General features: G+C 29.4%; 12 protein-coding genes. 9 read left to right on the top strand and 3 right to left on the bottom strand.

The window, feature by feature from the left end; all coding sequences use genetic code 11:
* Nucleotides 1-5: 5 nt before the first annotated feature.
* From alaS to ruvX, 3 genes are read left to right on the top strand one after another with little or no spacing between them, the layout of a single operon-like run.
* Complete coding sequence (gene alaS / locus VC03_RS06050; RefSeq protein WP_084710379.1) at nt 6-2,582, top strand: alanine--tRNA ligase; 2,577 nt, start codon at nt 6-8, stop codon at nt 2,580-2,582.
* Between the two features lie 10 nt (nt 2,583-2,592).
* Entirely contained in the window at nt 2,593-3,381 is a 789-nt protein-coding gene (locus tag VC03_RS06045) for an ADP-ribosylglycohydrolase family protein (RefSeq protein ID WP_046329134.1), read from the top strand.
* The gene (gene ruvX / locus VC03_RS06040) at nt 3,381-3,818 is read left to right on the top strand and encodes a Holliday junction resolvase RuvX (protein ID WP_046329133.1); all 438 of its coding nucleotides are present in this window, start codon (nt 3,381-3,383) and stop codon (nt 3,816-3,818) included. Before VC03_RS06045 ends, ruvX begins: the two co-directional genes overlap by 1 nt.
* Nucleotides 3,819-3,828: 10 nt before the next feature.
* On the opposite strand, the gene VC03_RS06035 is transcribed toward ruvX, so the two are convergent.
* Genes VC03_RS06035 through ahpC form a run of 3 tightly spaced genes read right to left on the bottom strand, consistent with a single transcriptional unit; the run spans nt 3,829 to nt 5,589 of the window.
* A complete protein-coding gene (locus tag VC03_RS06035) occupies nt 3,829-4,437 on the bottom strand; it encodes a copper homeostasis protein CutC (protein ID WP_046329132.1) in 609 nt (202 codons plus the stop codon).
* A complete protein-coding gene (locus VC03_RS06030; protein ID WP_046329131.1) occupies nt 4,430-5,023 on the bottom strand; it encodes a thioredoxin family protein in 594 nt (197 codons plus the stop codon). Before VC03_RS06030 ends, VC03_RS06035 begins: the two co-directional genes overlap by 8 nt.
* A complete protein-coding gene (ahpC, locus tag VC03_RS06025) occupies nt 5,023-5,589 on the bottom strand; it encodes an alkyl hydroperoxide reductase subunit C (protein WP_046329130.1) in 567 nt (188 codons plus the stop codon). The genes VC03_RS06030 and ahpC overlap by 1 nt, the downstream gene beginning before the upstream one ends.
* Before the next feature lie 217 nt (nt 5,590-5,806).
* Between ahpC and VC03_RS06020 the strand changes: the two genes are divergently transcribed.
* The 6 genes from VC03_RS06020 (at nt 5,807) to ulaG (ending at nt 11,785) form a co-directional block, all read left to right on the top strand.
* On the top strand, nt 5,807-6,253 hold the full coding sequence (locus VC03_RS06020) for a PTS sugar transporter subunit IIA (protein WP_046329129.1): 447 nt from the start codon (nt 5,807-5,809) through the stop codon (nt 6,251-6,253).
* 12 nt (nt 6,254-6,265) lie between these two features.
* A complete protein-coding gene (locus VC03_RS06015) occupies nt 6,266-7,750 on the top strand; it encodes a PTS ascorbate transporter subunit IIC (RefSeq protein WP_046329128.1) in 1,485 nt (494 codons plus the stop codon).
* A 12-nt stretch (nt 7,751-7,762) separates the two neighbouring features.
* Nucleotides 7,763-8,050 (top strand): PTS sugar transporter subunit IIB, encoded by a 288-nt coding sequence (locus VC03_RS06010; protein ID WP_046329127.1) that lies wholly within the window; start codon nt 7,763-7,765, stop codon nt 8,048-8,050.
* Between the two features lie 35 nt (nt 8,051-8,085).
* Nucleotides 8,086-9,129, top strand: a complete 1,044-nt coding sequence (locus VC03_RS06005; RefSeq protein WP_046329126.1) for a hypothetical protein — start codon at nt 8,086-8,088, stop codon at nt 9,127-9,129.
* A gap of 7 nt (nt 9,130-9,136) precedes the next feature.
* Nucleotides 9,137-10,579 (top strand): BglG family transcription antiterminator, encoded by a 1,443-nt coding sequence (locus tag VC03_RS06000; RefSeq protein ID WP_046329125.1) that lies wholly within the window; start codon nt 9,137-9,139, stop codon nt 10,577-10,579.
* 144 nt (nt 10,580-10,723) lie between these two features.
* Nucleotides 10,724-11,785, top strand: coding sequence for an L-ascorbate 6-phosphate lactonase (ulaG, locus tag VC03_RS05995; RefSeq protein WP_046329124.1), 1,062 nt, complete (start codon nt 10,724-10,726; stop codon nt 11,783-11,785).

Raw genomic sequence — 11,785 nt, 5'->3', positions numbered from 1 at the left:
AAATTATGACTGGTAATGAATTAAGAAGAAGCTTTATAGAATTTTTTGAAAGTAAGAAACATCAACATTTTGAGAGTGCTTCATTGATACCAGAAGATAAAACTCTACTTTTAACAGTAGCAGGTATGGTACCATTTAAGAAGTTCTTTTTAGGAGAAAAAAAGGCTCCTACAAAAAGAGTAACAACATATCAAAAATGTATAAGAACTAATGACTTGGAAAATGTTGGAAGAACACCAAGACACCATACTTTTTTTGAAATGTTAGGGAATTTCTCATTTGGAGATTACTTTAAAAAAGAAGCAATTTGTTGGTCATGGGAATATATAACAGAAGTGTTGAAAATAGATAAAGACAGACTTTATGTTTCAGTGTACAAGACTGATGATGAAGCATACAGCATATGGAAAGATGAAATAGGTATAGACCCAACACATATAGTTAGATTAGGTGATGAAGATAACTGGTGGGCAGCAGGACCTATAGGTTCTTGTGGACCTTGTAGTGAAATATATTATGACACTTTAAATATGGGTAAAAACAATGAAGAAATAAATTGTAAGCCTGGAGATGAAGGAGATAGATTCCTTGAAATATGGAATTTAGTATTTACTGAATGGAATAAAAAAGAAGATGGAAGTTTAGTTCCATTACCAGAAAAGAATATAGATACAGGAGCAGGATTAGAAAGAGTTGCCTCTGTTGTACAACATAAGTCTAATAACTTTGATACAGATATATTTGAAAAGATAATTAAGAGTATTAAGGATGTAGTAAACTTAACTGAAAAAGATAATACAGCAATTAGAATAATAGCAGACCACGTAAGAGCAGCTACATTTTTAATTTGTGATGGAGTATTACCATCAAATGAAGGAAGAGGATATATCTTAAAGAAATTAATAAGAAGAGCTTATGGTGCTGGAAGTATTGCAAATAAGGAAATATTTAATAAGGGTGAAACTTTCTTGTATAAGATAGTAGATTCTGTAGTTGAAACTATGAAAGAAGCTTATCCAGAATTAGTAGATAAAAAAGAAGAAATTAAAGATGTTATACGATCTGAAGAAGAAAAATTTGCTAAGACATTGAAAGCTGGAACAGAATTACTTTTAGATGATATAACTAAAGGGGTAAAAATAGATGGAAGTACAACATTTAAGTTATACGATACATTTGGTTTCCCATTTGAATTAACTAAGTTAGTGTGTGAACAACATAATATAGAAGTTTCTGAAGAAGAGTTTAATAAGAAGTTAGAAGAACAAGTGCAAAGATCAAAAAGCTCAAGAGTAGTTATGAGTGATATGATAAAAGATGAATTTATCTCTAATTTCTACAAACAACATGGTGAAACTAAGTTTACTGGTTATGAAACTCTAAAAGATAGAGCAGAAATTCTGCATATATCAAAAAAAGATGAAGATACATATGAAATGATATTTGATAAGACACCATTTTATGCTGCTCAAGGTGGACAAGTAAGTGACCATGGAGTGATATATAACGATAGTTTCAAGGCAACAGTTAAAGATTTAATAAAGAAGTCTGATATATTCATTCACTATGTTACAATTGATGGTGAAATACCTAGTGTTGGAGATGTAGTAGAACTAGAAGTAGATAAAGACTTTAGAGCTAAGACAATGAGAAACCATACAGCAACACATATCTTACATAGAGCAGTAAAAGAAATCTTAGGAGATCATGTTAATCAAGCAGGTTCACTAGTATATGATAAGGGATTAAGATTTGACTTTACTTATGGTAAGGTAATAGATAAAGAAACTCTAAGAAAAATTGAAAGAAGAGTTAATGAAATCATACAAAAAGATATGAAACTAGAAGTTACTAACACAACAAAGGATGTTGCTGATAAAATGGGTGCAATAGCCTTGTTTGATGAAAAGTATAAGGATATAGTTAGAGTAGTAGATATAGTTGGATATTCAGCAGAACTTTGTGGAGGAACACACTGTCCTAGCACAGGAGTTATAGGTTCTTTCTATATTCTATCTGAACAAGCAAAAGCGAGTGGAGTTAGAAGAATAGAAGCTGTAACAGGTTTTGGTGCGTATGATTATGTAAACGAAAATAGAGATTTACTACAAAATGTTGCAGATGAATTTAAGACTGATGTACATCAATTACAAGATACAGTTAAAAAGAGCATAGAAAAAAATACAGAATTAGAAAAAGAAGTTGAAAGCTTAAAAGATGAATTAATAAGTCATAAAATATCTGGAATAATTAGTGAAAAGAAGGATATAAATGGAGTAAGTCTAATAGTTAAAAAGGTAAAAGCAGAACAAAAAGACTTAAAGACTTATATTGACAAGATAAAGAATAAAGTAGATAACGTAATAGTTCTACTTGCAACAGTAAATGATGATAAAATAGGATTTGCTTGTGGAGTATCAAAAGAATTAACTAAGAAGTATAAGGCAGGAGATATAGTTAAGACAGTAGCCCAAATTACAGGTGGTAATGGTGGTGGAAAACCAGACTTTGCACAAGCAGGTGGTAAAGATGTTGCAAAATTAAATGAAGCATTAGAAAAAGTAGAAAATATATTATGTTAAAGAGGTAATCATGCTAGGAGCTATTATAGGTGATATTGTTGGGTCACGTTTTGAGTTTAATAATTATAGGAAAAAAGATTTTGAGTTCTTTTCAAATGAATGCTTTTTTACTGATGATAGCATTATGAGTTTAGCTATTGCTAAAGCACTAATGGAGAGTAAAAAAGATTATTCAGATTTAAAAGAGAAAGCTATTTACTATATGCAAACTATAGGTAGAAATTATCCAGATTGTGGGTATGGACTTAACTTTTTTGATTGGATATTCTATAACCCTAAACCATATAATAGCTTTGGTAATGGTGCTGCTATGAGAATAAGTGCTGTGGGATTTTTATCAAAAGACTTAGAAGAAGCAGTGAAATTATCTGATATTGTAACAAGTGTAAGTCATAATCATCCTGAAGGTATAAAGGGTGCAAGAGCTATAGCATGTTGTATATATCTTGCTAGAATAGGTAAAAGTAAAGAAGAAATCAAAGAATATGTAATTAAAAATTACTATAACATCGACTTTAAATTAGATGAAATAAGAGACAGTTATGAGTTCACTGAAACTTGTCAAAATAGTGTTCCACAAGCCCTAGAAGCATTTTTTGAATCTACTAGTTTTGAAGATGCAATAAGAAATGCAATTTCAATTGGTGGAGATAGTGATACTATAGGTGCTATTTGTGGAGGTGTTGCACAGGCTTACTATGGTATAGAAAAAAGTATGCAAGAGGAAGCAAAAAAATTTTTAGACAAACCATTACTTAAAATACTAGAAGATTTTGAAAAATATATAGAAGGAAGATAATGAAGTATATAGGAATTGATTATGGAGATACAAGAATAGGAATTTCTACTTGTGATACACTTGAGATATTAGCTACTGGATATTGTACGATAAATAGGCAAAAAGAAGATGCTATAACAAGGATATTAGAAATTTGTAAGGAAGAAAACAGCTACGAGTTAGTAATAGGTAAACCTTTAAGACTTAATGGTAATAGTGAAATACAGGTAGAAAAGGTAGAAAAGTTTTCACTAGAATTAAAGAAAAAAGAGCCTAAAATCAATATATATTATATTGATGAAAGATTGACAACAAAACAAGCTGAATTCTATTTAAGAACTTCTAAGAAAAATGCTAAGCAAAAAAGACAAGTTGTTGATCAGATAGCAGCGACAATAATATTACAGACATTTTTAGATAAAAAAAATAGTATGAATAAGAAAAATTGGACCGAATAAGTCCAATTTTTTATACAATTTTTTTACCATGAAATTGGTCTGTATGTAATAGATTACTTAAGTATTCTAGATTATCTTTTGTAACTTTACCTGCAGCAACTATGGTTATTTTATCTCTACATTTTTCAATTAAAGAATTAATAATATCACTACCTTCAATAGCAGTATTTTTTGTACCAGAAGTAAGGATTCTATTAACTCCAAGACTATATAGTGTATCAACTAAATCTAAAGGGTTTCTAGTTTCATCAATTGCCTTATGAAAAACAATATTTAAAGGTTTTGCTACCTCACATAATATTTTCATATTTTCAATATCTAATGTGTTGTCTTCTTTTAAAACACCAAACACAACAGATTCAACACCTAGTTGTTTACAAACTTTGATGTCCTCTATCATAACTTCAATTTCTTCTTTAGTGTATGTAAAGTTCCCAACACGAGGTCTTATCATACAAGCTATAGGGATATTTAGTAAATCAATACATTTTTTTATAGTCCCATACGATGGAGTTGTTCCACCCTCTTCTAAATTATCACAAAGTTCAATTCTATTTGCACCGTTTTTTTGTACAAGTAGAGCTTCTTTTATTGAACCTATACAAGCTTCTTTAATCATGTCTTCCTCTTATTATATCAATTAATTTATCTGTACTTTGAGCACCTGATGTAACAAATTTATTGTTTATATACAAGCTAGGAGAAGCCATTACTCTTTTTTCTCTTACTTCATCAATATATTCGTTACCGTCTATAGTATTCACTCTAATATTTTTGTTAACCAGAGCTATTCTATTTAAAGATTGTACAACATCAGGGCAGAATGTACAAGATAGACTGATAAATACATCTATATTTATTTTATCATGTATATCTTTTACAAGATCTATTTGGCTTTGTGTTAATTTTTCACCTAAACCAAATATTGATAATATTGCTAGTATAAAGCTATTAAATTCATGACCACCAGGTATGCCAGAGAATACAATGCCAGTAGCAGTATTACCATCAAATATTTCAAAAGAATTATCACGACAATCTAAGTTATCATCTTTTTCAATTTTTAAATTTTCATTTAAAGTTATTATTTCATTTAAAAATTCATTCATTTTATCATTAGTATTTTTTGTATGAAAAACAATAGGTCTTGTGATATTCTTGAAATATTCTCTTAGTTGTCCCTTTATATTTTCATCTAGGAGCATTATAGTTTACCTACTAAATCAAGACCTGGTTTTAGAGTTTCTTCTCCTTCTTTCCATTTTGCAGGGCAAACTAGTCCTGGGTGTTCTGCTATGAACTTAGCAGCAGTAGCTTTTCTTAATATTTCACTTGCTTCTCTACCAACTCCATCAGTTGTGATATCACAAGCAACAATTTCACCTTCTGGATTTACAATGAAAGCACCTCTATTAGCTAATCCAGTTTCTTCATCATAAACATCAAACATACGTGCTAATTTACCTGTTTTATCTCCTATCATAGAGTATTGTATCTTATTTATTCTTTCAGATGTATCATGCCATGCTTTATGACAGAAATGAGTATCTGTACTTACAGAGAATACTTTGAATCCTAAGTGCTTGAATTCTAAATAATGATCTTGTAAATCTTCTAATTCTGTTGGACATACAAATGTAAAGTCAGCAGGATAGAAGAAGAATAGTGACCAACTACCTAATATATCTTTTTCAAAGTTAATTACATCTAAACTTTCGTTGTGATAAGCATTAACTGTAAAATCTTCTAATTTTTTTCCGATTATTGCCATAATTATACCTCTTTCCTTTAATATATTTCTATTTTAGTACAACTTTCACATTATGTCAAGTATATTTTACAAAGAAAAAATTTGACATTTTTTATTTTCAAGGTATACTTTGCATAGAAGGTTATTTACTTACATATTATAGAGAGCGGTTTATGTCGTCACATTTTTGTGTGATTGAGTATAAGCCATTTTTTTTAGATTTTTTTTGGAGAAAAACATGTTAAAAGAGATAATAAGAGAAAAAAATTATGCATTTTATACCTCAGCTTCATCATGGGAAGATGCTTTAAGAAAAAGTTGTCAAGCATTGGTGGATAATAAGGTTGTAAGTGATAAGTACAGTGAAGAAGTAATAGAATGTATAAAAAAATATGGGCCGTATATAGTAATAGAACCTGGTATTGCAATGCCACATTCAACAGAACAAGGTGAAAATGTATATAATACAAAGATTTCTTTCACAAAATTTGAAGAGCCCGTAAAATTTGATGATGAAAATGAGGCAACCCTATTTTTCACATTAGCATCTAAAGACAAAGAAGTTCATATAGAAAACATACAAAAATTAATGGAAGTCTTATTGAACGACGAATTAAAAGAAGAATTATTTAAAATTAATAATATTGAAGATTTAAAGAAATTATCAGAGAAATATGATATATAGTGGAGGTACAATATGGAATATATTGCATTGATTTGGAAGTTTTTCCTAACAAACATTTTAACTAAACCAGCATTTTTTATAGGATTTATGGTGCTTATAGGTTACATTCTATTGAAAAAACCATGGTATGAAATCTTAAGTGGAACACTTAAAGCGATTATAGGGTACTTTATTTTATCAGTTGGTTCAGGAGGATTAGTAAAAAACTTTAGACCTATATTAGTAGGATTAAAAGAAAAATACAATTTACACGCAGTTGTTATAGACCCATACTTTGGTCAAAATGCTGTAGAAGCAGGAGTAAAAGAAGTATTTGGTAAAGGATTCTCAGGAGTAGTTTTACTATTAGCAATAGCTTTTATTACAAACTTATTACTTGTTAGATTTTCAAGAATAACAAAATTAAGATCAGTATTTACAACAGGACACGTTCAATTACAACAAGCAGCAACAGCATACTGGTTAATCTTATTTGCTCTTCCAGGTCTATTAACTCACGATATTAAGCTATTAATAGTAATGGCTATATTACTTGGACTATACTGGGCAGTAGGTTCAAACCTATTAGTTAAATATTCTCAAGAATTAACAGATGGTGCAGGATTTACAATAGCCCATCAACAAATGTTTGGAGTAGCACTATTTACATACTTAGCTGATAAGATGGCAAAGGCAGATATGAAGGCTGGAAGAAAAGGAAGTAAGAGAATAGAAGATATTAATTTACCAGGATTTATGTCAATATTCAATGATAATATGGTATCAACTGGTGTATTAATGCTAATATTCTTTGGAGCTATACTAACACTATTAGGAAAACCATTCTTAGTAGAACATAAATTCTTAAAACCAGATGCAAACTTCTTCTTCTATATTCTAGAAACTTGCTTACACTTTGCAGTTTATCTTGCAATATTGCAATTAGGAGTTAGAACATTTATAGCAGAACTTACACAATCATTTAAAGGTATATCTGACAAGCTATTACCAGGTGCTGTTCCAGGAGTAGACTGTGCTATATCATATAACTTTGGTTCACCAAATGCAATAACTATTGGATTTTTAGCAGGTGCTATAGGTCAATTTGTTGCGATAATAACATTGATTATGTTGAAATCACCAGTTTTAATAGTAGCAGGATTCGTTCCAGTATTCTTTGATAATGCAACAATAGGTGTTTATGCAAATAGTAAAGGTGGATTTAAAGCAACATTAATTTTCCCATTCATTTCAGGATTATTGCAAGTATTTGGTTCAGCATTTATTGCAAGTTTTGTTGGAATGGCAGCTTATGGTGGATATTTAGGAATGTGGGATTGGGCAGTTGTTTGGCCAGTATTCACAGTATTAATGAAGTACTTAAGCTACATAGGTGTAGGTTTAATAGTAGTTATTTTAGTTCTAATACCACAATTAGAATATATGAAAGACAAAGAAAATTACTTCTTAATAACTGAAGATTATGAAGAATACAAGAGAAGAAAAAATATTAAATAGGAGGATAAGATTATGACATTTTTAGTTTCATGTGCAAATGGTGCAGGTACTAGTTTAATGATGAAATTAACTTTAGAAAAGGTAATTAAACGTAATAATATACAATGTTCAAAGGTACATCACTGTTCTTTATCTGAAGGTAAAGGTCAAGCAAAGATGTTTGATGTAACTCTATGCCCTTTAGCATTCATCAAGGAATTTAATCAAGCTATAGAAGCAGGTAAGATAGTCATAGGTTTAAAAAATCCTATATCTGATAAAGAAATGGAAGAAAGATTAAAAGAAAATGGAATAATATAGGGTGGCAGTGCCACCCTTTATAGATAGGAGTGTATATGAAGATAACAAAAAAAGTTTTAGATGAATTGACAAAGTGCTACTGTATAGCAAATATTATGTATAATAATGAACATCATATAATAGTTGCAGCTGAAAAGGATGACCAATGTTACATCTATAATCACAATTTAGAAAGAAAAGCTACAATATGGGATGGTATAGGTGGAACAATGAGTATAGTTCCACTAGAAGGTACAAATGGAGAGTTTTTAGCAACTCAACAATTTTATTCACCCAATGATTCAAAGAATGCAAAAATTGTTTATGTTACTTCTGATGGAAAGTATAATTTTAAGACAAGAGTAATTGCAATTGTACCATTTGCACATAGATTTGATGTATTAAAAGGTGAGGATGGAACAAAATATCTTTTAATTTGTGCATTAAAGACAAATCATGAATACAAGGATGACTGGCGTAGTCCTGGTAAAACATATTTCACAGTATTACCAGATGATCTAGAACATTGTGATGTCATAACTGAGAAAGATTGTACAGTTATACAAGAAAATATGTTAAAAAATCATGGATATTACAGAATAGTAGAAGATGGTCAAGAAAAAGGAATAGTTTCATGTGATAGTGGAGTTTATCTTTACACACCACCTAAAAAATTAGGCGATAAGTGGAATGTTGAACAATTGATAAGTGATCCAGGTAGTGATGCAACACTAATAGATCTAGATAATGATGGTAATAAGGAATTAGTAGTTCTATCACCTTTCCACGGTCATAAGTTGAGAGTGTATAAGCTAATAGATAAAAAGTATAAGTTAGTAAAAGAATTTCCTGAAGATATGATGTTCTTACATGCAATATGGGCAGGAGAATTAAATGGAGAAAAAGTTGTTGTTATTGGACATAGAAGAGAAGAAATGAGAACAATAATATTACGTTATAGAAATAATGACTATGAATATGATATAATTGATGAAAATGTTGGTGCAGCAAACGTAAACTACTTTGAAAAAGATGGTAAACAATATCTAATAGCTGCGAATAGGGAAACAAATGAAATTGCTTTATACATAGTAGAGTAGGAGTATAATGTTTATAGACAATGTAACATATGATTTGATTTTTAATTTCATAAACTCAAGTACTAATTTAACTGTTAAAGACTTAGCGTTGAAGATAGGAAAGAGTAGAAGAATAGTATATTATGCTATAGAAAAAGTTAATATTGAATTAAAAAAGAATGGAATAGACTTGGTGTATAATATACCAAGAAAAGGGATATGTATAAATGAAAGCCAGAAAAACTTCTTAAGATTGCTAATAAAGGATGTAGAATATACCCTAAGTACAGATGAGAGAAGAAAAGCTATGGCAGTTTATCTTTTAACTTATCCTAAAAAGCACACGGTAGAAAATTTGGTTGATAAATTTTTAGTTACAAAAAACACTGTAATTTGTGACATAAAGGAAATTAAGAAAAGAACAAAAAAATTCAATGAAAAACTTGACTTGGTGACAGCTACAAAAGGTGGATATATATTAAAAGGTCCAGTACTATTTGAAATTCAGTATTTATACAGTATCTTAAAAGAGATATTTAATTCAAAAAATACTAAGTTCATTCAGTATTTCTTGATGATGTATAGTAATTTAGGCTATATATTTACAGATGAGTTTATATCACTACTAATAGAGAAGCTAATATACTTTGAAGAAAAATTAGGTAAAGAAATTACACCTAAAGAATTAGATAATTTAATATTTTCTTTCCCATACCTTTATCTTTTTTCATTGAATAATAGGAATGAGAGTATAAAAGGAACAGATATACTAAAGGAAAGACTAGAGTATAGATACTTAAAGGATTTATTTGTAGATCTTAAATTGGAGTATAACGATAATGTATTAATGCTATTTACTCTAATTGTACTTAGTACAGGTAAAATACTTGATGTGCATAGTAAGAGTAAACAGTATGAAAAATATATAGAGTATGCAAAAGATATGGTAGACAAGTTCTGCCTAAAGACTAAGGTAAAAATAGATGATAAAGATGAGATTATAAACGACATAGTTACATATCTAAAAGTTATATACGTTAGAAGAGAGTATAAGATAATATCGTTTGATATTGATTGTGATAAAGTAAAAAAAGAATACAAAGAGTTGTATGATATAATTTATGAAATTGCAAAAGAAATAGATGATGATTTTAATGCAGAAAATATTGCAGTTTTAACTATGGCTTTTGCAAGAGTGTATAAAAAGAAAAAGTGTAGGATATTAATTGTAACAGATGAAAGTGCTATTATTAAAAAATTAATAAAAGTTAAAATAGAAAATTTATTAAAAAATGTCAAAATAGAAGATATTATTAGAAAGTCTAAGATATATAAAATAGATTTATCGAAGATAGATTTAATAGTATCTACAGAGGTTTTAGACGTAGAAAAAGAAGTGGTAATAGTAGATAGTGTATTTAAGGATAGTGATATGGTTAATATTGTAAAAGCTATATACAAGAAAGGTTAAAAGCCTTTCTTTTTTTATCCCAATATTGAACACATCAATAGTAATAAATTGGACTTCTTTAATTTCTTTTATGAAATATAATAAAGTTGTAAGTAAATAAATATAAAAAAACCGTTCTATAAAAAAAGCATAAGGAGAGATACAATGTCTAAAATTAATGAAATAACAAGAGAAAGCTGGATTCTAAACACATTTCCTGAATGGGGAACTTGGCTAAATGAAGAAATTGATGAAGAAGTTGTTGAAAAAGGTAAAGTCGCTATGTGGTGGCTTGGAAATATGGGTACATGGATTAAAACAAATGGTGGTGCTAATATCTGTATAGATTTATGGCTATCAACTGGTAAGAGAACTAAGAAAAACAAATTTATGAAACCAAAACACCAACACCAAAGAGCTTGTGGTTGCGTTAAATTACAACCAAATTTAAGAAACACACCTTGCTTAATAGATCCATTTAAAATTACAAAGATAGATGCAATATTAGCAACTCATAGTCATAGTGATCACATAGATGTAAATGTCGCTGCAGCAATAACACAAAATTGTCCAGAAGCTAAATTTATTGGTCCTAAGAGTTGTTGTGATTTATGGAGAAAATGGGGAGTGCCTGAAGAAAGAATAGTTTGTGTTAGACCAGGTGATATTGTAAAAATCAAAGATATGGAAATAGTTATGTTAGAATCATTTGATAGAACAATGTTATTAACAGTAAGTGAAGATGTTGTATTGAAAGGTAAATTACCACCTGATATGGATGATATGGCAGTAAATTATCTAGTAAAAACAGATGCTGGAAATATTTATCATGCTGGAGATTCACACTATTCAAACTATTATGTAAAACATGCAAAAGATCACAAAGTTGATGTTGCGTTTGTAGGATTTGGAGAAAATCCAAGAGGTATGACAGATAAATTAACAGCTTCAGATGTATTAAGAGTAGCTGAAAGTTTAGACACTAATGTAATTATACCTATACACCATGATATCTGGACTAACTTTATGTCAGATACAAATGAAATATTAGTATTATGGGAAATGAGAAGAAAGAGATTAAAATACAAGTTTAAACCATATATTTGGCAACCTGGTGGTAAGTTCATATATCCAGATAACAAAGATGATATGGAATATATGTACCCACGTGGATTTGAAGATGCATTTGAAATGGAGACAGATTTACCATTCTTACAAATATTATAG

Origin of the sequence: Sneathia vaginalis (assembly GCF_000973085.1) — a bacterium.
Classification (GTDB): domain Bacteria; phylum Fusobacteriota; class Fusobacteriia; order Fusobacteriales; family Leptotrichiaceae; genus Sneathia; species Sneathia vaginalis.
This window is presented reverse-complemented; position numbering and strand designations above follow the sequence as displayed.